This window comes from Diaminobutyricimonas aerilata (assembly GCF_002797715.1).
Classification (GTDB): Bacteria; Actinomycetota; Actinomycetes; order Actinomycetales; family Microbacteriaceae; genus Diaminobutyricimonas; species Diaminobutyricimonas aerilata.
Genome location: NZ_PGFF01000001.1, coordinates 151,007 through 175,268, shown reverse-complemented (window position 1 = coordinate 175,268; position 24,262 = coordinate 151,007). Strand labels below are relative to the sequence as shown.

The 24,262-nt window shown below is 70.0% G+C and carries 17 protein-coding genes; 5 read left to right on the top strand and 12 right to left on the bottom strand.

The window, feature by feature from the left end; all coding sequences use genetic code 11:
• The first annotated feature begins 40 nt into the window (after nucleotides 1–40).
• The gene (locus tag CLV46_RS00870; RefSeq protein WP_100363052.1) at nucleotides 41–2,839 is read left to right on the top strand and encodes a family 78 glycoside hydrolase catalytic domain; all 2,799 of its coding nucleotides are present in this window, start codon (nucleotides 41–43) and stop codon (nucleotides 2,837–2,839) included.
• A 180-nt stretch (nucleotides 2,840–3,019) separates the two neighbouring features.
• On the opposite strand, the gene CLV46_RS00865 is transcribed toward CLV46_RS00870, so the two are convergent.
• Nucleotides 3,020–3,553: a hypothetical protein gene (locus tag CLV46_RS00865; RefSeq protein ID WP_100363051.1), complete on the bottom strand. Its 534-nt coding sequence runs from the start codon at nucleotides 3,551–3,553 to the stop codon at nucleotides 3,020–3,022.
• A 119-nt stretch (nucleotides 3,554–3,672) separates the two neighbouring features.
• Between CLV46_RS00865 and CLV46_RS00860 the strand changes: the two genes are divergently transcribed.
• Both CLV46_RS00860 and CLV46_RS00855 read left to right on the top strand, forming a co-directional pair.
• Nucleotides 3,673–4,701, top strand: a complete 1,029-nt coding sequence (locus CLV46_RS00860; RefSeq protein ID WP_100363050.1) for an NADPH:quinone reductase — start codon at nucleotides 3,673–3,675, stop codon at nucleotides 4,699–4,701.
• A gap of 30 nt (nucleotides 4,702–4,731) precedes the next feature.
• Entirely contained in the window at nucleotides 4,732–5,280 is a 549-nt protein-coding gene (locus CLV46_RS00855) for a TetR/AcrR family transcriptional regulator (RefSeq protein ID WP_100363049.1), read from the top strand.
• Between the two features lie 10 nt (nucleotides 5,281–5,290).
• Here the strand turns inward: CLV46_RS00855 and CLV46_RS00850 are convergent, their stop codons facing one another.
• Nucleotides 5,291–6,328 (bottom strand): SDR family NAD(P)-dependent oxidoreductase, encoded by a 1,038-nt coding sequence (locus CLV46_RS00850; RefSeq protein ID WP_100363048.1) that lies wholly within the window; start codon nucleotides 6,326–6,328, stop codon nucleotides 5,291–5,293.
• 185 nt (nucleotides 6,329–6,513) lie between these two features.
• Between CLV46_RS00850 and CLV46_RS00845 the strand changes: the two genes are divergently transcribed.
• Complete coding sequence (locus CLV46_RS00845) at nucleotides 6,514–6,759, top strand: hypothetical protein (RefSeq protein ID WP_100363047.1); 246 nt, start codon at nucleotides 6,514–6,516, stop codon at nucleotides 6,757–6,759.
• A 72-nt stretch (nucleotides 6,760–6,831) separates the two neighbouring features.
• Here the strand turns inward: CLV46_RS00845 and CLV46_RS00840 are convergent, their stop codons facing one another.
• The 9 genes from CLV46_RS00840 to CLV46_RS00800 form a co-directional block, all read right to left on the bottom strand.
• Entirely contained in the window at nucleotides 6,832–7,233 is a 402-nt protein-coding gene (locus tag CLV46_RS00840; protein WP_100363046.1) for an iron chaperone, read from the bottom strand.
• Nucleotides 7,234–7,361: 128 nt separating this feature from the next.
• Nucleotides 7,362–8,153, bottom strand: coding sequence for a hypothetical protein (locus CLV46_RS00835; RefSeq protein WP_100363045.1), 792 nt, complete (start codon nucleotides 8,151–8,153; stop codon nucleotides 7,362–7,364).
• Nucleotides 8,150–8,800, bottom strand: a complete 651-nt coding sequence (locus CLV46_RS00830) for a SatD family protein (protein WP_100363044.1) — start codon at nucleotides 8,798–8,800, stop codon at nucleotides 8,150–8,152. Before CLV46_RS00830 ends, CLV46_RS00835 begins: the two co-directional genes overlap by 4 nt.
• A 22-nt stretch (nucleotides 8,801–8,822) precedes the next feature.
• Nucleotides 8,823–10,634, bottom strand: a complete 1,812-nt coding sequence (locus tag CLV46_RS00825; protein WP_100363043.1) for a D-apionate lactonase family protein — start codon at nucleotides 10,632–10,634, stop codon at nucleotides 8,823–8,825.
• Nucleotides 10,631–11,404 carry an SDR family NAD(P)-dependent oxidoreductase gene (locus CLV46_RS00820; RefSeq protein WP_100363042.1) on the bottom strand — a complete coding sequence of 258 codons (774 nt, stop codon included), beginning with the start codon at nucleotides 11,402–11,404 and terminating at the stop codon, nucleotides 10,631–10,633. The genes CLV46_RS00825 and CLV46_RS00820 overlap by 4 nt, the downstream gene beginning before the upstream one ends.
• Nucleotides 11,401–13,176 carry a DUF5605 domain-containing protein gene (locus CLV46_RS00815; RefSeq protein WP_245866410.1) on the bottom strand — a complete coding sequence of 592 codons (1,776 nt, stop codon included), beginning with the start codon at nucleotides 13,174–13,176 and terminating at the stop codon, nucleotides 11,401–11,403. The genes CLV46_RS00820 and CLV46_RS00815 overlap by 4 nt, the downstream gene beginning before the upstream one ends.
• A 2-nt stretch (nucleotides 13,177–13,178) precedes the next feature.
• Nucleotides 13,179–14,084 (bottom strand): carbohydrate ABC transporter permease, encoded by a 906-nt coding sequence (locus CLV46_RS00810; RefSeq protein ID WP_100363041.1) that lies wholly within the window; start codon nucleotides 14,082–14,084, stop codon nucleotides 13,179–13,181.
• On the bottom strand, nucleotides 14,081–15,043 hold the full coding sequence (locus CLV46_RS00805) for a carbohydrate ABC transporter permease (protein ID WP_100363040.1): 963 nt from the start codon (nucleotides 15,041–15,043) through the stop codon (nucleotides 14,081–14,083). Before CLV46_RS00805 ends, CLV46_RS00810 begins: the two co-directional genes overlap by 4 nt.
• A gap of 83 nt (nucleotides 15,044–15,126) precedes the next feature.
• On the bottom strand, nucleotides 15,127–16,386 hold the full coding sequence (locus CLV46_RS00800) for an ABC transporter substrate-binding protein (RefSeq protein WP_100365802.1): 1,260 nt from the start codon (nucleotides 16,384–16,386) through the stop codon (nucleotides 15,127–15,129).
• A gap of 144 nt (nucleotides 16,387–16,530) precedes the next feature.
• On the opposite strand from CLV46_RS00800, the gene CLV46_RS00795 reads away from it, so the two are divergent.
• Nucleotides 16,531–17,580, top strand: coding sequence for a LacI family DNA-binding transcriptional regulator (locus tag CLV46_RS00795; protein WP_100363039.1), 1,050 nt, complete (start codon nucleotides 16,531–16,533; stop codon nucleotides 17,578–17,580).
• Nucleotides 17,581–17,714: 134 nt separating this feature from the next.
• On the opposite strand, the gene CLV46_RS00790 is transcribed toward CLV46_RS00795, so the two are convergent.
• Nucleotides 17,715–23,999, bottom strand: coding sequence for a DUF7507 domain-containing protein (locus CLV46_RS00790; RefSeq protein WP_170028513.1), 6,285 nt, complete (start codon nucleotides 23,997–23,999; stop codon nucleotides 17,715–17,717).
• Nucleotides 24,000–24,262 lie beyond the last annotated feature (263 nt).

Here is a 24,262-nt window from a genome sequence, read left to right as displayed (position 1 = left end):
GGCCGTGAGGACACCGCTGTCCCCCGAGGAAGGACCCTCCATGACTACGACCGACGACGTGCGCGTCATCCGCCTCCGCGCCGGCCGCCGCAACGACGGCGCCCCCGTCGCCGACGCGCGACCACGGCTGAGCTGGATCGTCGAGAGCGACCGCACGGACTGGGTGCAGGCGAGTGCGGAGATCGACGGCGGTGGCGAGACGGCGAACGTCGGCGGGGAGTCCGTCGCGGTCGAGTGGCCCTTCGCCCCGCTCGAGCCCCGTGAGCAGCGCACCCTGCGAGTCCGCGTCACCGGCGCCGACGGCTCGACCTCCGCATGGAGCGAGCCGGTCGTGGTGACGGCGGGCCACCTCGGCGGCGCCGGATGGCAGGCCCCGTTCATCGGCCTCGCCGCGCCTTCGGACGACGCCCGCCCCGCGCTCGCCCGCCGGGAGTTCGTCGTCGACCGTCCGGTGCGATCGGCCTACCTCTACTCCACCGCGCAGGGCGTGCACCAGGTCGAGATCAACGGCACGCCCGTCGACGACGGCGAGATGAAGCCCGGATGGACGAGCTACCAGCACCGCCTGCTGTTCGATGTCGCCGACGTGACGAGCCTCATCCACACCGGCGCCAATGCGATCGGCATCGACTACGCCGGCGGGTGGTTCACCGAGATCTACGGGTTCCGCGAGATGGCGCGCCCGTTCTACGGGCCGCAGCCGAGCGTCTCGGCACAGCTCGTGCTCACCTTCGACGACGGCGCCGAGCAGGTCATCGCGACCGACGACTCCTGGACCGCATCCGAAGGCCCCCGCACCGCGAGCGGCATCTACGCCGGAGAGCACTACGACGCGCGGCTCGAGATGGCCGGCTGGTCGCAACCCGGTTTCGACGCCGAATGGCCGGCCGCCACCATCGTTCCGGTCGACGTCACCCCCGCGCCCCGTGCCGCCGAGCCGGTGCGCCGCATCGAGACCGTTCCCGTTGCCGAGGTGATCACCACCCCCTCCGGTGCGACCGTGCTCGACTTCGGGCAGAACCTCGTCGGGCGGCTGCGCATCACCGTGCACGGGCCCGCCGGCAGCACGGTCACCCTCCGGCACGCGGAGGTGCTCGAACACGGCGAGCTCGGGCTGCGCCCGCTCCGCGCGGCCGCCGCGACCGACTCCTACACCCTGCGCGGCGAAGGCCTCGAGGTGTGGGAACCGAAGTTCACCTTCCACGGCTTCCGCTACGCCCAGGTGGACGGCTGGCCCGGCGACTTCGCGCCGCACGCCGTCGAGGCTGTCGTACTGCACAGCGACATGCGACGCACCGGCTGGTTCGAGACCTCCCATCCGCTCGTCAACCGGCTGCACGAGAACGTCGTCTGGGGCATGCGCGGCAACTTCCTCTCGCTGCCGACCGACTGCCCCCAGCGCGACGAGCGCCTCGGCTGGACCGGTGACATCCAGGTCTTCACTCCCACCGCGAGCTATCTGTTCGACTGCGACGCGTTCCTGTCGTCGTGGCTCGAGGACCTCGCGCTCGAGCAGGCGGCGAATGACGGCGTCGTGCCGTTCGTCGTGCCCGACCCCCTTCCCGGCGACGCTGCGCCGGCCGCCGCCTGGGGCGACGCCGCGACGGTGGTCCCGACCGCGCTCTACGAGCGGTTCGCGAACCGCGACGTGCTCGAGACGCAGTACGACAGCATGCGCGCGTGGGCCGATGCCCTGCTGCGTCGCGCGGGCGAGCGGATGCTGTGGGAGGGCGAGTTCCAGTTCGGCGACTGGCTCGACCCCGACGCCCCTCCGGAGCACCCGGCCGACGCGAAGACGGACCCCGACATCGTCGCGTCGGCGTACCTGTACCGCTCGACGCGCCTCGTCGCCGACACGGCGGCTCTGCTCGGTCGCGCCGACGACGCCGAGCGCTACGCCGGAACCGCCGACCGCATCCGCGACGCCTTCGTGCGCGAATACGTGACCCCCGCGGGCCGCATGCTGAGCGACGCCCCCACCGCCTATGCCGTCGCCCTGCGATTCGGCATCGTGCAGGATGCGACGCGGCGGCAGGCGATGGGCGACCGGCTCGCCGAGCTGGTGCGGGCCGCGGGGTTCCACATGAGCACCGGCTTCGTCGGCACGCCGCTCATCCAGGACGCGCTCGTCGAGGCCGGGCACGTCGAGGTCGCGCGCCGACTGCTGCTGCAGCGCGAGAACCCGTCGTGGCTCTACGCCGTGACGATGGGCGCGACGACCATCTGGGAGCGCTGGGACAGCATGCTCGAAGACGGCTCGATCAACCCGGGCGAGATGACGTCGTTCAACCACTACGCGTTCGGCGCCGTGGCGGACTGGCTGCACCGTGCCGTCGGCGGACTCGCTCCCGCTGAGCCGGGGTACCGCGCGATCGACGTGCGCCCGTTGCCGCTCGACGGCCTCGACTGGGCACGCACCGCCCACGAGACACCGTACGGGCTGGCGAGCGTCGAGTGGCGACGCGCGGGCTCGACGCTCGAGGTGGATGTCGTGGTGCCGGCGGGCGTGCGCGCCCGCGTGCAGCTGCCCGGGGCCGAGCAGACCGAGGTCGGCTCCGGCCACCACCGGTTCACCGCGGAGCTCGAGGCGGCCGCCGCCGAGCGGGCGCCGATCACCCTCGACACCCCGCTCGACCGCGTCGTCGCCGACGAGTCCGCGTACGAGGCGGTCATCGACGCACTCACGCAGCAGAGCCCGGAGGCCGCGCGGGAGTTCCGGCGGCGCACGAAGTGGATCCCGCAGCGCACCCTGCGCAACTCCTTCGTGATGGCGCCGCAGGAGCACCTCGCCGCCGTCGAGGTCGCCCTCGTCGCTACGCAGCACCCGCCGGTCGAGTAGGCGCGCGAAGCCGCCGTATCGAGACCCCCACGGACGACGACCCGACCGCGGGTCCGCACGCACGGAGGTCTCGATACGGGCGCAGAGCGCCCTACTCGACCAGCGGGAGCCGAGCACCGGGTCTCGATACGCCGGGGCGCCCTACTCGACCGGCCCTTCGACGGGCTCAGGGACCGGAGGTCAGGCGCCGGCGATGCCGACGCGGTCCGGCACGCGCATCCGCAGTGCCGGCAACCAGCGGTCGGGTTGCGGCCAGGGTCGGCCCGACGGCAGGCGTCCCAGCATCCGGCGCACGGATGCGACGTCGGACTCCGCCGGCAGCACCCGGTTGGGCGAGGCGTCGCCGAGCACGCCCAGCCACCAGTGCTTCCACGTGCCGACGAGCGACTCCGGCTCGAGCACGATGTAGTAGTCGGGTAGCTCGGCAGCGCCACGCCGGAACGCCTCCACCGCCGTCTCGACCTCGAGATCGAGCGTGCCGAGTGTCGCCCGTTCCTCGAAGAGTTCGACCCACGCCGCGGCGACGTGTTCGAGCGGATCGCGGTCGTGCGCGACGTACGACGTGTGCGCGCCGCGCACGAAATGGGCGACACTCGAATCCGGGTCGCTGCCCAGCGGTGCCGCGGTGACGTTGGGAAGACGGTCGAGATCGTCGAGCACCTCGGATGACCCGGGGCCCACCACGACGACCGTCGTGCTGTTCGCCTGCTCCATTTTCGGAGTGTACGCCCGGCTCCGTTTCATCCGGGTAACACCTCGCTGGACGACGGAAGGGGGCAGGATCCGTCGGCGCATCGAGGAATCGGCGCCGCGGTCACGGCGTTGCCTGAAGCATGAAGGCCATCATCTACACGACGCCCGGTGACTCCTCCCGCCTGACCCTGGTCGACCGGAGCGTCCCCGATCCCGCCCCCGGCGAAGTCCGCGTGCGGGTCGTCGTCTCGGGAGTGAACCCGACCGACTGGAAGGCGCGTGAGGGATCCGGGAGCGCGGCGGGTTCGGTCGGCGAGTCGGTGCCCAACCAGGACGGCGCGGGCATCGTCGATGCGGTGGGCGAGGGCGTCTCGCACGTGCGCGTCGGCGACCGGGTGTGGCTCGTCATCGCGGCGTACCAGCGGCCGCGGAGCGGCACCGCACAGGAGTACACCGTGGTCCCCGCCGACCGGGTGATCCCGCTGCCGGATGAGGCCGACTTCGAGCTGGGTGCGAGTCTCGGCGTGCCCGCACTCACCGCTCACCGGGCGTTGACGGTCGCCGAGGACGCACCGGACCGCCTGCATCCGGGAGCCCTGCGGGGCCGCACGGTGCTCGTCGCCGGCGGAGCCGGCGCGGTCGGCCACGCCGCCATCCAGCTCGCCCGTTGGTCGGGCGCGCGCGTGATCACGACGGTGAGCAACGACGCGAAGGCCGCGCTCGCGCGAGCCGCCGGAGCGCACGACGTGGTCGACTACACGCAGGAGGACGCGGTGGCGCGCATCCGCGCTCTCGCGCCGGATGGTGTGGATCAGGTCGTCGAGGTGGCGGTGAGCGCGAACGACGCGCTCAACACGGCGGTCGTGCGGGAACGGGCGACGATCGCGACGTACGCCAACGATCGCGGGAGGCCGTTGACCGTCGACGTCGGGCAGGCGATGCGACTCAATCTGCGCTACCAGTTCGTGCTGCTCTACACGGTCGGCGCCGAGGCGATCACGCGGGGTGCGGAGGACGTCAACGCCGCCATCCGCGACGGCGCTCTGCCGATCGGGGAGGCGGCGGGTCTGCCCCTGCACCGTTTCCCGCTCGAGCGCACCGCAGATGCGCACGACGCGGTGCAGAACAACACCGTCGGCAAGGTCCTCATCCAGGTTCAGCAGCCCTGAATCCGGCCCCGGCGGGCCTAGCATCGACGGGTGAACACGACCACGCCCCGCGCTTCGTCGCGCGACGCGATCCGCACCGCCGCCGAGCGGCTGTTCACCGAGCGCGGGTACGCGGGCACCACCGTGCGCGACATCGCGGCGGAGGCGGCCGTCGATCCGGCGCTCGTGATCCGGCACTTCGCCGGCAAGGAGCAGCTCTTCCTCGAGACGATGCAGCTCGCCCTCGAACCGGCGGCGCTGCTCGACGGTCCGCTCGACGGGCTCGGTGAGGCTTTCATCCGCTTCATGCTCGATTCGGGCGAGCAGACCCGGGGCGTGTACCTCGCGCTGCTGCGCGCGAGCGACACCGAAGGCGTCGGCTCACGGCTCAAGGACGTACACGTGTCCGCGTTCGTCGCGCCGCTGCGCGAGCGACTCGAGGGCGACGACGCCGAGCTGCGTGCGGCGATGTGCGCCTCGATCGTCGGCGGACTCTTCTACAGCCTGTGGGTGGTGGGCGACGAGACGCTGCTCGCCGCCCTCACCGACGACCTCGCCCGCCGCTACGGCGCGATGCTCCAGCAGCTCATCACGCCCTGACGGCCGCGCGTCACTGCGCGGACCAGCCGCCGTCCGACGGCAGGATCGCGCCCGACACGTTCGTGCCGTCGTCGCTCAACAGGAAGGTGATCGAGGCGGCGAGCTGCGCCGGCTCCGCGACGGGCGGCAGCGTCTGCATCGCCGCGCCGATGCGCTCCTGACCGAGCTCCGAGGCGAACGTGGCCTGGATGTTCGTCGCCACCGGTCCCGGGGCGACCGCGTTGACCCGGATGCCGCTGCCGCCGTACATGTACGCCGAGCTCTTGGTGATCCCGACCACCGCGTGCTTCGACGCCGTGTACGCGAGGCCCGCGGCGGACCCGCGCAGGCCCGCCTCGGACGCGACGTTGACGACGGATCCGCGACCGGCTGCGAGCATGAGCGGCAGCACGGCGCGCGACAGACGGAACAAGCCGTCCACGTTGACGGCGAACACCCGCTGCCACACCGCGTCCGACACCTCGTGCAGCGGCGTCATGTCGTCCATGATCCCGGCGATGTTCGCCAGCCCGTCCACCCGGCTCCCCGCCGCCTCGACGATCGCGCGCACGTCGTCGTCCTTCGTGATGTCGCCGGTGACCACGACCACGTCGGCATCAGTGTGTGCCGCGGCGAACTCCGCGAGCCGTTCCTGCGAGATGTCGACGGCGACGACGCGGCCACCCTCCCGGACGATGCGGGACGCGGTCGCCCGGCCGATCCCGGATCCGGCGCCCGTGACGATGACCGTCTGGCCCTCGAAGCGGCCGGGCGTGATGCGCTCGGCATACGGGGCGGGGCCCGCCGCGGGCTCCTCCGGCTCGTCGTCGACGACCGGGGTGACACCGCCGTTCGCCTTCGCGACGAGGTCGTCGACCACGGATTGCGGCATCTTGCCCTGGCTCAGCGTGACGAGGCGCTGCAACGCGAACAGTCGCACGGGCTTGAGCGCGCTCTCGTCCTGACCACCCTGAGCGAGCAGGTCGCGCAGGAGGGGGCCACCCACCGGATGATCGAGCCAGTCACCGATGGACGACTTGGCGGTGAGCGGACGGTTCGGATCGCGCATGATGCTCCTTCGACAGGCCCGACCGCGGTGTCGGGACGAATCGAGTCTGCGACGACCCCCGCTCGGTGTCAACTTTGTTGACACCGAGCTCCCCTGCGCCGGATCGCACGGCGCGCGCTCGAGACAGCTCCGGATGGTTGCGGCCCCTTCACCGGCCGGCCACCTTGCACCGCCACCATGGGACGGTGAACACAGGCGAAGCAGGGCACTGGTTCTCTCGCTGCGAGAGAGCGACGCAGGAGTGGCTGCTGGCGAATCCTGGTGCCGCCCTCCCGCTCACGGCGTTCGATGCCGTCATCGGCGCCGGCGGCACGCCCGTGCGCATCCAGACGCCCGACGGCGCGCGCTCGGAGGCGTACTACCTGCACCCCGCCGACAGCGAATACCTGACGGAACTGCGCGCGGCGGGCCTGAGCGGGAACGGTCGCTGAGCTTCTCGGCCTTCGACCGGGATCAGCGGTCCTTCGAGACCTCGCCCTGGTGCACCATCCCCGGCGGGTCGATCAGCCCGCTGCCCTCCTGACGAGGTCGGCGAAGAACTCCTCGTCGGCGGCGGCGAGTTCCGTCACAGCGAACGAGGTGGGCCAGACCGTCCCGGTATCGAGTCTCGCCGCGTCGTTGAACCCGATCGTCGCGTAGCGCGCCTTGAACTTCTCTGCCGGCTGGAAGAAGCAGACGATCTTGCCGTCCTTCGCGTACGCCGGCATGCCGTACCAGGTCTTCGGGGTGAGGTGAGGGGCCGCGGCGATGACGAGGGCGTGGAACCGCTCCGAGATCGCGCGATCGCCGCCCGACATCTCGCCGATCTTCTCCTTCGCGCGCTCCTTCATGGCTGCGCGCTCTTCGGAGGTGAAGGTCTCCGGCTCCGCGGCGGTTCCGATCGCCGTGTCCGTGGTCTCCGTCATGGTGTTCCTCCCCGGTGATTCGATGTTCCTCTCGAAGTCTGCCGGGGAACCGCCCTCGCCGCTTCTCGAAAACTGCCGGATGCGAGGACGTCTCGGGCATAAGGTGTCTGCTGATATCGGACGGGATATCAGCGTTCCTGCACCGCCAACACGAAGAGCACGGCGCCGGCGGAGAGCGCCCAGCTGGTGAGACTGCCGACGAGGAACTCCTCGGCCTTCGACCCGGTGCCGCGGTCCTCGGAGATCTCGGGAAACCGCACGATCCCCTTCGCCGCGAGCAGCGCCGCGATGATCGTCGAGGCATCGGCGAGGGCGAGCACGACGATGAGCACCCGTTCGAGCGGCCCGATCATCCGCCCCCCGCGCAGGGTCGGCCGGGTGCGCGGATCGCGCGGGACCGTCTCGACGGCGCCGACCTCGGCACGCCCGATGCGCACCCGCCATCCCGGATTCGTCGACGCGGCGGTCGGGGCGTTGTCTCCGAGCGCGCGGCCGAGCGCGGCTCGCGCGATGAGGTTCGCACTGCGAGTGAGGAAGACGCCCACCGCGAGTGCCCCCAGCGCGAGCCCGGGCGCGACGTCGGCGAAGGGGCCGACGGCGGACTCGCGCCACGCGGTCGCGAGCGGACCGCGCGGTGCCGCGCCATCGACCGCGACGACGGCGCCGACGACCGCCGCGAGCAGGAGCGCCGGCCAGAGGCGCCGCGGCCGCTCACGGTCGTCCGACGGCATGAGCGCCACCCAGGCGGTCGCGCCGATGACGGTCAGGAGAGTGAGCGGCCATGCGAGACCCAAGCCGAGCGTGATGGCGACCCCGAGTGCCAACCAGGCGACCACCACGGCCGGCCAGCGCACGGGGCGCGGGAGCGCCCGCAGCACGTCGGCCGTGCCGACCATGAACAGCAGCGTCGAGGCGATCACGAGTTCCGCCGTCGGTCGGGGGCGAGCGCATCCATCGCCGCCGCGATCGCCTGGGCGCCCGATCGACGCAGGTTCTGCGACACGGCGGATTGACTGACGCCCTCATCCGCCGCGAGCTCGACCTGGGTGCGGCCGAGCATCGAACCTGCGGCCAGCCGGCGTTCGCGCGGCGACATCCCGGAGACGAGCTCGTCGCGCAGAAGCAGCAGCCCGTTCACGAGACCCTCGGATGCGGCCTCTCGAGCCGCCGCCGCCCGATACCAGGTGCGGGCGTACGGGGCGGTCGACTTCTCGCGCCGCCGCGCCTCGTCGATCGCGTCTCGGGCACTCCACCAGGCCGACCCGTCCTGGATCGGACCGCTCGCGCCCGGACGGACCTCGATCACCTCACCGGAGCCGAGGCCGAATCGGCAGTCCACTCCATCGGTGAGCAGCAGGCGCACGAGCGTCGTGGTGCGCACCGCCGAGGCGACGTCGGGCATCGCGATCTGGAACTCGTCGCCGACCGTGGCCCACAGGGGGCGGACGGGCGGATGTACGGCGGCGACCTTCGCGAACGTCGACTCGATCATCGTCTGGGCGGCCGCGCGATCCTCGAGCTCGCGGGAGCGCACGATGTCGACGATGATCGCTACGACGCTGGCCATGCCATAAGTCTATGACTGATTGCTAAGAAGATATAAGTGCTTCTGCGTCGCGTCGGCGGTCGGTGAGTTCGACTCGCTCGGCGGTCCAGGGCGCGAGATCGACGGCGACATCGGCGATGCGTGCCCGCTCGGGCCGTTCCGACAGGTTCGCCACCAGGGCGATGTCGCCGCCCTCGGCGCGGCCGGCCAGAATCCAGACGTGCGGCGAACGGGTGCCGGTCGTCTCGAGCATCGGTCGACCCGCGAGTTCCGCGAGCCAGTCGATCGCCCGCACGACGGGGTACGGTTCACCGGCCGCGTCGACCACCCCGCGCGGCCCCCAGCTCTCGTAGAACGTCATGCTCTCGACGCCCTGCACGGCGAGCGCCGCAGCGCTCGCGACCGTCCACGCCGCAAGCGCCTCGGCTCCCTGGCGCGGATCGGTGGCACCGGGAACATGTTCGGCGCCGTACCCGGTGGCGACGGTGGTGACGTCCGAAGCCGGTCCGGCGCTCGTGGCCACCGCGTTGAACCGGGGGCGCAGCGTGACCGGCCCGACGTGCACCGGCCGGCCCGCCGCCATGGCGACGGCGTCCTCCACCACGAGCCTCTGCATCCCGATCGACTCGACGAGTTGCGAACGCTCCGTCGCATGCATCTGCGGCGTGACGCTGAACGCGAGCGCCGGGAGATCCGACGGCAGATCGTGACGCCGCCGGTTGAGTTCCGTGTAGTGCGATCGCGCCCCACCGACGAGGTCGACCGTCAGCCCGGTGCGTGCGACTCCTCGACGCAGCGCATCCCACAGAGCCTGCTCGGTCACGTGCGTCGTCGCGGAGAAGACCCCGAGTCGGCGCAGGGGCACGTCGCCCCGCGCGAGCACGGCGAACGCGGCGTCGATCTCCGACCCCGCCGCCGCGACCAGCCGCACATCGAGCGGCCGCCCGCACGCTTCCTCGAGCGCCCGGTCGAGGGCCGCCTCCCAGTTCCCGGTACCGAGCGCCAGCTCGACGAGCACGGTCGACACCGGCAGCCCACGAACGGATGACGGCACGTCACCCGCCGCGGTGGACGCCCCGATCGCGAGCTCCGGAATCCAGCGGCCCGCCGCTCGGAGGGCGAGACGCGTCTCGGGTGCGGTCGGCGCCGCCGGCATGGTGCGACGGGATCGCAGGGCGACGCTCTGCTCGATCCGCTCGCCGGCGCGCACGTGCACCGGGAACGGCCGGGCGAGAGGAGTGCTGTAGGTCTTGAAGGAGGCGTCGGTCCAGTTGCGTTGATCCTCCATCTCGAACACGTCGCCCTCGAACTCCAGCGCGCTGGTCACACCGTCGGCGGTCCACGTGAGCGCGGCGATGTCGAACGCCGGCTGGTGCGGGGCGATGCGCTCCGGGAATCGGGTGCGGGTCGGGGCTCCACCCGGCGACCGGACCTCGAGTCCCGCCCCTGCGACGGTCGGCGGATGGAGCACGACGAGTCCCATGCGGTTGCGTTCGAATGCTCGAACCGCGGCGAGCGCGAGCCGCACCTCGATCCCGTCGTCCGACGCGGACACCGCGATCGTGCCGGTCGCCTCGACCCCGAACCCGTCGAACCGCAACTCGAGGCGGAGGTCGCCGGCGGCACGGTGCACACCGGTGACCTCCACCGGAACGGTGTTCCAGTCCCGGTCTCTGACCACCGCGCGGATCATCCGCAGCACGAGGGTGCCGTCGAAGCGGATGTCCGCGAGCTCGTCACCCCGGCGCTCGAGCCGCCACGGCCCGTGCGCCCAGGGCTCCGGCCGTGGTTCCGAGACGTCCCAGGCCGACTCGGCCGCCTCGTACAGAGCGTCCGCACCGGCGTCCGTGTTCACAGCGTCGTCATCCCCCCGTCGACCGTGAACGTCGCGCCAGTCGCGAACGACGCGTCGTCACTGGCGAGGAAGACCATGATCCCCTCGACGTCGCGTGGGGTGCCGGGCCGGCCGAGCGGGATGCGGCCCACGATCGCGGCGCGGGAGTCGGCGTCGTCGGAGATCGCGGTCACGAGCGTCGTCTCGGTGTACCCGGGTACGACGACGTTGACCCTGATGCCGTGCTCGGCGTACGCCGCCGCGACCGCGCGCGCGAGGCCGTGACCGCCCGCCTTCGAGGCGCTGTACGCGGTGAAGTCGGCTCCCTCGCCGTTCAGCGCTGTCGGACTCCCCGTGACGATGATCGATCCGCCGCCGGAGCGCAGCATCGAGCGCACCGCGTGCTTGACCGTGAGGAAGGTGCCGGTCAGGTTCACGTCGAGCGTGCGGCGCCAGGTGTCGAGCTCGAGATCGGCGATTCTCGCGTCGTGTCCGAAGAGCTGCACCCCGGCGTTCGCGACGACCACATCCGGCGCCCACTGATCACCGAGTTCCGCGAACGCCTCCTCCACGCTGCGCTCGTCGGAGATGTCCATGGTCACCGCTCGCCGGTCGGCGTGGCCGCCGGCGGCGTCGATCGCGCCGGTGGAATTCCGGTCGGCGTAGACGACGCGGGCGCCTTCGGCCGCGAACCGGTCGGCCACGGCGCGACCGATTCCGGTCGCCGCGCCCGTCACGAGGGCCGTCCTGCCCGCCAGTCGTGGCGACGGGTGCTCGCCCGCGACGCTCACGAGGCCACCTGCAGTCTCACCGCGATGTACTGCCGGCCCGGCAGCGGGATGGTGAACCGCCCCGCGTAGGTGCCGTCGAGACGGGTGACCGTCATCTGCCACGTGTCGATCACGTCCACCGTGTACGCGAACGCCGGGTCGAGCAGGAAGCGACGGTAGGTGGGCTGGTTGAAGCCGAAGTAGTAGAGGTAGTACTCGCCGTCGACCCCGGCCCTCGGGATGTCCCAGTCGAGCGGCGACGGCTCGAGCAGATCCGGCCCTTCCTCGAGGATCCGGCGCAGGAACCGGATCCGCTCCGGCGAGCTGCCGCGGAGGGCGCCGCCCTTCGCCCACCAGAGGATGTCGTCCGGATGCACGTAGGTCTCGCCGTGCCCGACGTACCCGCCGCGGACGGCGCCCTCCCAGAAGCGGCGCGTCATCTCCTCGCCGGTGATGTTCCCCCATCCCTGGTCGATGTCACCCTCGTAGGCGCACTCGTCGATGACGACGGGCTTGGCCCACCGCTCGCGCCACTCGGTGGTCATCTCCGACGTCTTGTAGATGTCGCGGCGCTGGATGCTCGCGTGCGTGACCCACGGCCGCGAGTAGTCGTAGAAGTCGCGGCAATTGTGGATCGACAGCAGGTGACCCACGGGGTCGTCCCCCTGCACGATGCGCGCGAATCGCTCCCAGTCGTCCGTCGTCTTCGCGAACAGCAGGTCGTACTCGTTCGCGAGCGACCACCACACGTTCGCGAACGAGGCGAGGCGGGCGACCGCGTATCGCACGTACCGGTCGTCCGCGACCGGATCCATCGTCGAGAAGCCCCACCGGTCGTAGGCGTGGAAGAGGATGAGGTCCGCCTCGATCCCGAGCGCGCCGAGCTGCTCGACGCGTCGCTCGAGATGCGCCCAGAACGCGGTCGATGGACGCTGGAAGTCGAAGCCGGCGTCCGGCGACCCCTCGAACGGATACAGGGGCGGCTCGTTCTCATTGAAGAGGTAGGACTTCGGGAACACGCACATGCGCATCTTGTTGAAGGGGCCCGCCTCGAGGGACGCGAGTGTCTGCTGCTCGAGCTCGTCGCCCTGGTGGATCCAGGCGTACGAGGTCGTGCCGATCGGCCGGTAGCGGGTGCCGTCGGCGTGGGCGAAGTGGAACGTCTCCGCGACACGCACCGGCCCGTGCGCACCGGGTGCCGGCGCGGTGGCTTCGAACGAGCCCGCGACGCCGTCGAGCGACCGCGCGTTGCTCGATGTCAGGAAGGAGAAGGTGCCCTCCCCCGCCGGCATGTACCGCAGACGGAAGACGCCGGCGCCGTCGTAGAAACCGGGCACGGAGACCGAACCGTCGGGGCCGTCGATCTGCGCCCGCAGTTCCACGTCACGGAACGGGTTGCCGTGCGAGGGTCCGTCGAGCCGGAGCTCGAAGCGGCCGTACACCGGCACCGACTCGGTCCACTGCGCCCTCGCCGAGCCGACGCGCACCTCCGCACGCTCGTAGTCCTCCGACGGCGTGACGAGCCGCTCGGGCGCGGGCTGCGGGGCCGGCAGGCTGCGGTCGATCGACGCGATGTCGGAGAGGATGATGCGCTGCGTGTGCGGGTCGTCGGCGAGACCGGCTTCGGTCTCGACGACCAGACCGACGGGATACGAGTGCAGGGTGTGCAGGATCGCGGAGCCGACCAGCCCGGGCAGGTGCCGCGACACGACCTCGTGACCACGTGGGTCGCGCAGCACCTCGAAGAGGGGCGTTTCCGCGGTGAACGGGGCGTGGTGGGTGAGGGTGGGCACGATCAGCCTTTCACGGCGCCGGCGAAGGCGCCTTCGACGAAGTAGCGCTGGAACAGCAGGTAGACGATGAGCACGGGGAAGACGGACATGATGGTGAAGGCGTTGAGCGGCCCGTACGAGCTCGTGAACTGGGACTGGAAGCCCTGGATCGCGAGCGGAATCGTCCACGAGTCCTGACTCTGCAGCAGCGCGAGAGCGATCGAGTACTCGTTCCAGGTGGCGACGAAGTCCAGGATGAGCAGCGCCGCGAGCGCGGGCTTGGACAGCGGCAGGATCATCTGGAAGAAGATCCGCCAGTTGCCGGCTCCGTCCATGCGGGCACTCTCGTCGAGCTCCTCGGGGATGCCGCGGAAGAACCCGTAGAGGATGAACGTCTGGTACGGCAGGCCGAAGGCGATGTAGGGCAGGATCACCCCGATGTGCGTGCTGAGCAGATCGAGCCCGTTGATCACCTGGAACAACGGGGCGATCGCCACTTGGATCGGCACCATCGCGCCCATCGCGATGATCCCCATGAGAAGTCGCTGCCGCTTGAACCGCAGTCGGGCGAGCGCGAACGCGGCCGCCGCGGAGATGAGCAGCCCGATGGGCACCTTGAACAGCGCGATGATGAGGCTGTTCGCTCCGGCGGAGAGCAGATTGCCGCGGTCGAGGGCCTCGACGTAGTTGCCCCACTCGGGTGACCACGGGGGCACGAAGGCGGGCGTCCCGAAGATGTCGGCCTCGCTCTTCAGCGACGTGAACACCATGAAGATGATGGGCACCGACCAGACGAGCACGGCGATCACGAGCGCGATCCAGAGACCGATCTTGATGTAGTCGCGGTGGGAGGTGCCCCAGCCGGCGCGGCGGCGCTTCTCGGGCAGCGCCGCGTCGACGACGGCGGGCGGGACGGTCGAGAGGCTCATGAGTTCTTCTCCTGCCGTGCCGTCCAGACCATGTACGGCACGACGATGATCAGGGTGATGACGAGGAGCACGGTGGCGATGGCGTTGCCCATCCCGTACTCGTGATTGCCGAACGACTGGGTGAACGACCACAGCGCGAGCACCTGCGTCGACTGGGCGGGGCCGCCGCCGGTCATGCCGACGATGAGGTCGAAGACCTTGATCGAGTTGATGATCGTGAGCACCACGACCACCACCGTCACCGGGCGCAGAGCCGGCAGGGTGACGTTGCGGAACACCTGCCACGCGTTGGCGCCGTCGAGTTTCGCGGCCTCGACGTGTTCGGGCACGACCGACTGCAATCCGGCGAGGAACAGCACCATGTTGGTTCCGGCGATCTGCCAGACGAAGGCGGCGAAGATCGAGTAGAGGGCGATGTTCTTGTCGCCGAGCCATTGGATGTCGGCGATCCACGGTGCGTTGAAGAATTCGGCGAGGGTCACCCCGACACCGAAGTTCGGGTTGTACATCCACCGCCACATGTTGGCGATGGCGATCGGGGCGAGCACCCCCGGGATGTAGAACAGCGACCGGAACGCGTTCCGTCCGAACAGGGGCCGGTTGAGCGCGAGAGCCATGACGAGTCCGAGCGCCACCGGGATGACGAGCGACAGCACGACCCAGATGACGGTGTTGGTGAGGGCGGTCCAGAACACCGGGTCCTGGGTGAAGATCCGCACGTAGTTCTTGAGGCCGACGAACTCCTGCGGCGCTCCCTGGAACCCCGACCATTCGAAGAAGCTGAGCCGGACCGACTCGATCATCGGCCCCACCACGAACACGATGTAGGCGGCGAGGGCGGGGGCGAGGAAGGGCAGGGCGGCGACGAACCCGACGTGGGTGAATCGGCGGGCCCGACCCCGCGAGGCGGGCGGCCGGCGGCGCGCGCGTGGCGCAGTCGGCACTGTGCTTGCTGACATGGGATCCCTTGCGACGTTGCGGAGTGGGAGTGGCCGGGGCGACGATGTCGCCGCCCCGGCCGGGGCGACTGCAGTGGTCGGGCCTACTGCTGATCGAGGAACTTCTGGAACTCGCTGCCGGCGTCGGCCGGGTCGAGCTCGCCGGTGGCGACGAGGTTCTGGATGCGCCAGTACTCGGTGGTCTCGGCGAGGGAGAGGTTCTGGTCGTTGTTCATGTAGATGCCGGTCGCGTTCTCGAAGATCGGGGTCCATGCCTGGTCGAGTTCGCTTCCGCCCTCCGCCTGCACGTTGACGTTGACCGACTGACTGCCGAATGCCGCGATGAACGTCTTCTGGGCGTCCTCCGAGGTGAGGTAGTCGAGGAACGCCGCAGCGGCATCGGGGTTCTCGGAGTTCGAGGAGATGTAGTTGTTCTCGTTGAATCCGTAGAGCCGTCCCGTGCCGGTCGGGAAGGGCATCAGGCCGACGGTCGACTCGTCCATGCCGTTGTCGCGGATCACCTGGTTGAACCAGTCGCCCTCGAGCGCCATGGCGGCCTCGCCGGAGTAGAACAAGGCGCTCGACTCGTCGTTGTTGATCGAGATGAAGCCGGGGTTGAGGTACTCGCTCGTCCACTTCTCGAATTCGGTGAACGTCTCGGTGACGCACTCCTCATCCGCCCAGCTCGCCTCGTGGGTGACGAGGGCCTGGTAGCCGTCGGAGCCGCACTTGGTCTCGAGGATGCTGTCGAGCAGGCGCATGACGTGCCAGTTGACGGTGCCGCCGAACTGGATGGGCGTGATGCCGGCCGCCTTGAGCTTCTCGGCGGCGGCGACGAGCTCGTCGTACGTCGTCGGCACGGCGTCGACGCCCGCCTTCGCGAACAGGTCCTTGTTGTAGAACAGGGCCTCGCCGCGCTGCGTGTACGGCACGCCGTCGTACTGGCCGTACTGGGTGACGGTCTCGAGGGTCGCCTCCGAGAAGCGGTCGGCCCAGCCGAATTCCTCGTAGTACTTCTCGAGGTCGAGACTCGCGCCCACCTCGATGAACTCACCGCCGAGTCCGGGTCCGGCCCACGAGAAGAAGATGTCCGGCGCACCGCTCGTGCCGAGCGTGGTGCGGAGGGCGTCCTTGTGCGCGTCGACCGCGCGCTCCTCCACGACGACGTCGATGTCGGGGTTCTCCGACTCGAAGTCGCTCACGATCTGTGCGATCGCCTCGTTCGCCGTTTCGGCCGTCTCGGTGAGCTTGAACCAGGTGATCTGGGTCTTGCCGTCGGCCGATCCACCGGCGGAGCATCCGGCGAGGCCCACGACCACTGCGGCGCCCGCGACGAGGGCCACGGACTTCCTGCCTGCACGCATCATTGCGTCCTTTCGCTGAGCGACGTCCGAGGGTCGAACGTCGGTGTCCGACGTGCAGTGCTGCAGCGTCTGCGGGATAGGTTATCGATCACACATCGGATGTCAAGTTATCGATCACTTATGCGCGGAAAGTAGGGTGGGGGCATGACCACCACGCGGCCACGCCACGAGCGGACGAGGCCGAGCATGGCCGACGTCGGGCGCCTCGCCGACGTGTCGGCGCAGACGGTCTCGCGGTTCTTCAGCGGATCCGGCTATGTCAGCGCTGCGACGCGCGAGCGCATCGAGGCGGCGGTCGCCGAGCTGGGCTACCGGCCGAACCACGTCGCCCGCGCCTTCCGCTCCAACCGGACGCACACCATCGGGGTGATGACGATGGGCACGATGAACTACGGCGTCACGGCCCTCTACTCGGGGCTGACGGCCGCCGCCCGCGCCACCGACTACTCCATCGTCATCAGCCACATCGATTCCGACATCGATGAGCCGGGCGCCCTCGATGAGGCCCGCCGGGTGCTCGACAACCTCCAGTCCCTCCAGGTGGACGGCATCATCCTCGCCACGCAGTACCGGGACGCTGACGAATTGTTCGAGGGCATCTCGGATCGACTGCCGGTCGTGACGCTCTCGGGGCGCCCACGACCGAGCGCCGACACCGTCGCGCTCGACTCCTATCAAGCCGGGCTCATCGCCACCCGCCACCTCATCGAGCTGGGGCACGAACGGATCCTGCACGTGGCGGGTCCGGCGAACCGCAACGAGACCATCGAGCGGGCCCGCGGCTACACCGACGCCCTCGAGGAGGCCGGCCTCGTGCCGCTCCCGGCCATCCCCGGAACCAGCTGGGGCGCAGAGACCGGCCACCGGGCGGGCTCGCACGTCGATCCGACCTCGTTCACCGCCGCTTTCGCGGCCAGCGACGCGATCGCCTTCGGCTTCATGGGTGCCATGCGGTCGCGCGGCTTCGAAGCGCCGAGCGACTACTCGATCATCGGCGTCGACGACATGCCCGAGTCGGCCTACACCTCCCCGCCGCTCACGACGATGCGGATGGACTTCGACGAACTCGGCACCGTCTCGTTCGACATGATCCGCCACCATATCGAGAAGGGCGAGAGGGTCGACCTCCGCGTACTGCCCTCCGCGCTCGTCGAGCGAGGGTCGACGGCACCTCCTCGACCTGACGGAGCCTGAGCTCGGGTCATCGGCGCAGACGCGACCGACGCCCCCGTAGGGGAACGGGGGCGTCGGTGAAGCCGATTGACGCGAACGGATCGGCTTCGTGCCTCGGCCGCGAGCTTGGGGTCCGGGCGGCCGGGGGTCTCAGCTCAGGCGGCGTCCTTCCTCATCCGGCGGACGACGAGCACGCCCATGCCGCCGAACAGGGCCAGCAGAGCCACCAGGAGGAGGCCGCTCGGCAGAGTTCCGCCCGTGGTCGCGATACCCGGTCGCTCGGGCGTCGCGCAGGCCTCGGCCGCCGCGGTCAGATCGTTGTGCGCGAGACCCGCCGTGTTGGCGAAGCCGCCCGGCTGATCGGAGCCCGGAGCGGGGCACTGATACGTGGTCGCATCGGCCGCCGCGGCAGTCACAGCGGCGACGACCTGCACGGTGTACACGTGCTCCGCACCCGCGGCGAGCGCCACCCCGGCCGCGATCACGTTCTCGGTCGAACCCACCGACCCGCGACCCGTCCATCCGGCTGCTGCGGTGACCCCGGCCGGGGTCGCCGTCACGTCCTCGCTGCGAACCGCGATGCCCGCGCCGAAACGCAGCCGGTCGGTGACGGTGTACTCGCCCGCGACGTCACCCAGGTTCGTGACGGTGATCTCGTACGAGACCGTGTAGGCACCGCCCGATTGCTTGACCGGGGACCCGACGACCGACTTCTCGATGTCGAACTCCGGCAGCGGCGCGCAGTCCGTGTCGGTGATCTCGCCGCCGGTCTCGTCGGTCAGCGTCGCCGCGTTGTTCAGCCCCTGCCGGAGGCCGTTCGAGCCGGACGGCACGGTGCAGTCGGGCGACCCGGTTCCGTCTCCGGCCGGCTCGTCGAACTGCAGCGGCACGTTCGCCGTGACGGTGACGCGGTAGACGTGCGGCGCGTATCCGTCGTCGTCGAGACCGGCGATCGCGATGTCGGTCGCGATGCGCTGGTCGTCGGCCCCGTCGAACGTGTCGCTGATCGTCACGCCCTCGGGACCGGTGACGGTCACGTCGGCAACGGTCACCGCCTCGGCGAAGAGGAACTCGTCGTCCAGCTTGTAGGTCGTCTGCTCCTGGCCGACGTTGCCGACGATCAGGTCGTAGATGACGTTCCACTGCCCGTTGCCGATCGGCGTGGCCGAGACGAGCTGCTTGTCGAGACTCGGCTTGCCCGGGCGCACGCACTCGTCATCCGAGTCCTCGATGCCGTTCCAGTCGACCGTGGCGACGTTGTCGAGCCCGCCGGCCACTGTGCCCTCCGGAGTGGTGCACGCGTCGCCGACCGGCAGTTCCACCTCACTCAGGTCGGCGGAGTACCGCACCGTCACGAGGTACGTGTGCACGACCGGAGCGGTCGGCGCCGCGGCGATCGGCTGGTCGTCCACGATGAGCGTGTCGTCGACACCGTCGAAGCCCGGGTTCATCGGCACCGGGTCGGCGGCATCCGTCGTGACGTTCTGGATGCCCACGATCTCGACGCCCTCGCCCGGCGCGAGCTCGTCGACGAGGTCGTACTCGCCGGCTCCGGGACCGCTGTTGGTGACCGTGACCTCGTAGGTCACGTCGTACACGCCGTCCTCGCCGTCGACCGGCACCACCGCGCCGGAGAGCGACTTGTCGATCTCGATGAAGGGCAGCGGAGCGCACACGTCGTCGTCGAAGGTCTCGCCGTTGTGCGTCAGCTCCACCGAGTTGGCGAGGCCGCCGCTGTCGCCCGGCGCCGGGCAGGCGAGGCTCGTCGGGGTGGCGACGTCACGGTCGAGGGAGACGACGGTCTGCACCTGGTAGGTGTGCGAGGCGGCGGGCGCGAGCGGGATGTCGGTGGCCACGACGTTCTCGTCCGCACCTTCCGCCCCCTGACCCGTCCACGTGGCGGGGTCGGCGACGCCGCCCGGCAGGGTGATCACGTCCGCGGACTCGATCACGATGCCGTCGCCGTACTGCAGACGGTCGACCACGTCGTAGTCGCCTGCCGCCTCGCCCGCGTTGGTCGCCACGAGGTCGTACGTGATCGTCCAGGTGCCGTCACCGTTGCCGGTCGGACCGGCGGAGATCGTCTTGTCGACGCCGATCAGCGGGAGGGAGGCGCAGACGTCGTCGATCGCGACGATGCCGTTGTGGTTCAGGCTCGTCGAGTTCGCGAGAGCCCCCGCCTCACCGGGCGCGGGGCACTCGAGCGCGGCGGGATCGATGGTCTCCTCGTCCATCTCGACGGAGACCTCCACCTGGTAGGTGTGGGTGCCGCCCGCCGCGAGCCCGATCCCATCGGCGATGAGGTTCTCCGGGGAGTCCTGCTGGGGTCCGGTTCCCGTCCAGTCAGCGTTCGCGACGACGCCGTCGGGCGTCTCGGTCACCTCCGCGGAGACGATGTCGATGCCCTCGCCGTACTGCAGGCGGTCGGTGACGAAGTACTCACCGGCATCCGCACCGATGTTCTCGGCGACGATGTCGTAGGTGATCGAGAAGGTGCCGTCGCCGTTCGGCGTGGGTCCCTCGCTGATCGTCTTCTCCACCGTGATGAACGCGATCGTGATGCACGCGTCGTCCGAATCGGTGAGGTCGTTGTGCTCGATCTCCGCCGAGTTGGCCAGGCCGCCGGTGCCCGGGTCGTCACACGAGGTCACCACGGGCGCCCCGTCCGCGGAGTCGACACCGATGACGACCTCGATCTGGTAGGTGTGCGTGCCACCGGCCGGGAGTATCACGCCCGTCGCGATCACGTTCTCGGGCGCACCCACCGGGCCGAGCCCGGTCCAGGTGGGCGATGCCGTCACGCCGGCCGGCGTGGTCACGACCTCACGGGAGCCGACGGTGATGTCGCCCGTGGGCGTCATCCGGTCGCGCATCTCGTAGGCGCCCTCGAAAGAGCCGGAGTTCGTGGCCACGACGTCGTAGAGCACCGTCCACGTGCCGTCGCCGTTCGGGGTCGGACCCTCGGCCACCGACTTCTCGATGTCGATCGACGGGATCTCGGCGCACTTCTGGTCGACCTCGACCTCGCCCTGCACGTCGGTGAGGGCGGAGGTGTTGTTGAACGCGCGATCCGAGTCGTCACCGTCCGCCGGGCAGCGGGTCGGGTCGTCCGTCGCGGCACCCGCACCCTCGAGCTGCAGGGGCACGTCGGCGATCACCGTCACCTCGTAGTGGTGCGCGGTGTAGCCCACGTCGTCGGTGCCGAGCAGCGGCACGCCGGCGGCGATGAGCACGTTGCTGCCGCCGTTCCACGCCGGGGTGGCTAGGGTGACGCCGGCGGGCGACTCGGTGACGGTCGCGGAGGTGATCGTCGCCTGGTCGGTGAAGTGCAGCGTGTCCTCGAGGCGGTACGAGGTGGGCGCCGTCAGCGTGTTGACCACGTCGAGGCCGAAGACGACCTCCCACTGACCGTCGCCGATCGGGGTGGCGGAGATCAGCGACTTCTCGTGATCGGGGTCGCCGTCCATGCGGATGCCGGCCGGGTCGCAGCTCTCCTGCACGGGGTCCTCGGCGTCGGCGGGCTGCTCCGTGACGTTCACGCACGCCGTGTTCACGAGCTGGTCGGGAGCGTTTGCCGGCAGGGTGATCTCGTACTCGTGGGTGAACGCGTTCTCCTCCCCCGGTTCGAGCGTGTCGACTTCGAAGGCGCCGAGCTCAGGCTGCTGGTCATCCGTGATGACCAGGTCGTTGAGCGTGCCCTGACCGGTGTTGGTCACCACGACCCGGTATGGCACGGTGTCACCCGGCCGGAACGCCGGGAAGTCGGCGGCGTCGTTGGCGTCGTGCCAGACCCCCTGCGCATCCTGCACGTACTTCTTGAGCGACACGGAGTAGTAGGTGCCCATCGTGAGCGGCTCGGAGGTGCGCATCACCAGCTGGGTGTGCCCGGTGCGTGCTTGGGCGCGGTTCACCCAGACATCGCCGGGGTCGGCGCCGTCGGTCGTGATGTTGACGCGGAACTGGCGCGACGTACCGGAGGCGAGCGACGGGCCGATCACGCGGATCGCCGTCGGGTTGGCGACCGGCGTCGTCGACCAGTCGGAGGTGTTGCCCGCGATCGATCCCGGCGCAGTGCCGTTCACCGTGTTGCCCGGGTCGTCGTTGAGCGTCGCGGGGTCTTTCGTCGTGTAGTACACGGTAGATCCCGGCGCCGCGACGGAGGTGACCCGGTAAGTGCCCACGTAATCGGTTCCGCGCCCGTCACCGTTGTACGGGAGGATGTCGATCGTGTCGGTGAAGGCCTGTGGCAGCGGGTCCTGCGACCTGATGGTCACCGTCCACGAACCGTCGCCGTCGCCCGAACCGTCGGGGTTCGCGATGAACCACTGGTCGGTCGTCTTGCCGATGAGCGTCGTGCCCGCCGTGGACACGGTCACCTCCGCCTGCGCGGGCTCGGAGGTGTATCCCTCGACCGAGGAGGTGACGACGTTCGTCAGCGTCTGCCCGGGGGTCACCGCGTTGTTCGCGACCGCCTGATACTGCAGCGTCTGCGGGGCGTTCGTCGGCACGCCGTCGATCTCCCAGCGCAAGACCTGGCGACCCTGGGCATCCGTCGCGATCGTCGGTGCGGGTGTCGCCGAACCGGTGACGTAGGTCATTCCGACGGGCAGCACGTCCCGGATGACGAAGTCGTCTGCCGTCGCAGGCACGATACCGGTGCCGTTGGCCGAGTAGGTGAGGGTGTACGTCGCCGGGATGCCGGGACGCACGACCTCGCGATCCACCGCTTTGCGGATGTCCGGCTCCACGGTGATGACGTGCAGCACATCGCGGTAGGCCGTCGTGTAGTCATACCGCGCTCCAGGAACCGGGGTCTCGTTTCGCGCGTCCGTGGGGTCGATCCAGTTGCCGTTCGTGGAGTGGTTGTGCCACGTCCAGACGTCCATTCCGATCGGCGTGGCCGGGCGGATCCGCTGGGTGACCTCGTGCCGCACCATGTAGCCCTCCACCTGGGCGTTGGTGAAGGTGATCCGCACCGCCTTGACCGCCGCACGCTCCGCGGGCGTGTCCGGCTCGGATCTGGTCCAGCCCGTCGCGATGTCGCAGTCGAACGCGTCCGGGTCGTAGAGCGCGCTGGTGCGGGTGACCCGTGGGTCGTTTCCGGTGTACCACTCGACGACGTATCGGTTCGCCGGCATCGTCGTCTCCGGCTGCCTCGGCAACGACCAGGAGACGTCGTGGTCCTCGTAGGTGACGTAGAGGGTGTCGAGCACCGTGCAGTTCTGCCGCACCATCGTGCCGGGGTTCTCGGGGTTCTGTCCCGTGGCGTCGGCGAGACGCGTCGCCACCACAGTTCCCTGCGCGACCCGGTAGGTGTTGTCGAGTGGCACGCCGCCCGACTGCGTGAAGGAGCGGTCCCAGTGCGAGCTCCACCCGCCCACCAGCGGCAGCGGCTTGCCGGCCGTGTTGTTGCCCACGAGGTCGGTGTCCCTGGCCCCCGTGACCGACACGTACACGGGTGCGCTCGCGGTGAGGTCCGCCCGGGTCACCGTGGTGTGGCCGTTCAGCCGGAACCAGATCGAGCCCGTGGCGATCGCGACCCGCGCGGGCGGGATCGCGTTGCCGGCCGAATCACGGGTCGGCACGAGGACCTGCGAGTAGTCGATGCCGGTGAGCGTCAGGCGGAAGGTGTTGGGGCCGGTCTTGACGAGGTCGCACTGTTCGACGAACGGCGCGCTCTGATCGGGCCGCGCCGGCCACTCGGTATACGGGTGCCCGTCGGCGACGGCGGTGCTGCGATAGGGGGCGCATCCGCCTTGGAGCGTGCCGATCGCAAGCGGCTGACCGCTCTCGACCGGGATCGAGAGGTTGTAGCTCACTGTCTGCGGACCGTCATCGCTGCCGCGGTCGAGATAGAGGGTCCACTCGAAGTCGAACTCTGTCGTGCTGGGCGCGACGAGGACCCGCGAGGGCGTCGGGGTGCCCCAGTACATGTCCATGCCGAACGTGTTCTGGATGCGGACGTTGGGCAACTGGGCGGAGCCGCCCTCGACAGTGCCGGTGGCGCCGAGCTGGTCACCGGTGCGTCCGTCGGCCACGACTGCGGTCTGAACCAGGTGCGCGGACCCCTCCGGCTGGGTGCCGAGATTGCAGACCAGGGTACGCCCATCGGCGGAGATGCTCGAGACGGGGTCGAGCCCCGCGGTCGTCAGACATGCGTCGGGCAGCGTGCGGAAGAGGCCGCTCTGCAGCGTCACCGTGAAGTCGACGTTGTCGACAGGCTCGTTAGAAGGCGCGGGCGCGTCGTCGTTGACGTTCACGCGCCATTCCGCGGTCAGCACAGCACCCTTGCCGACGGTAGCAGGGGGCGTCGTGGTCCAACGTCCGGCGATCTGGTACACCGGCGCCGCGTTCGCGGGCGCAGCGCCCGCCAAGGCCGCGGTCGCGCCGAGTACCACGGTGACGACGGCGGCGAGCCACCCTCGAGAGCCGCGTCGCATCGAGGAGCGCCATGCGCGTGACGGAGCTGAAAATCGGATCACAGATGCGTCGCCCATGGAGCGACCCCCCTAACATTCGCCTTCGAACGACCGGTCCCCCTCGGTCGGCGCCAGACTATTGGCGAAACCCCCTCAGCGCCACTCTTTTCTGTGATCACCCTCGCTTTCGCCCGGCGGCGCGCGCAGAACCGCCGCGGAAGAAGCAACCACCCAGCCCGCCCTCGCGCGGACGGGCCGCCCGGACCGGAGCTTCGACGCGAGGT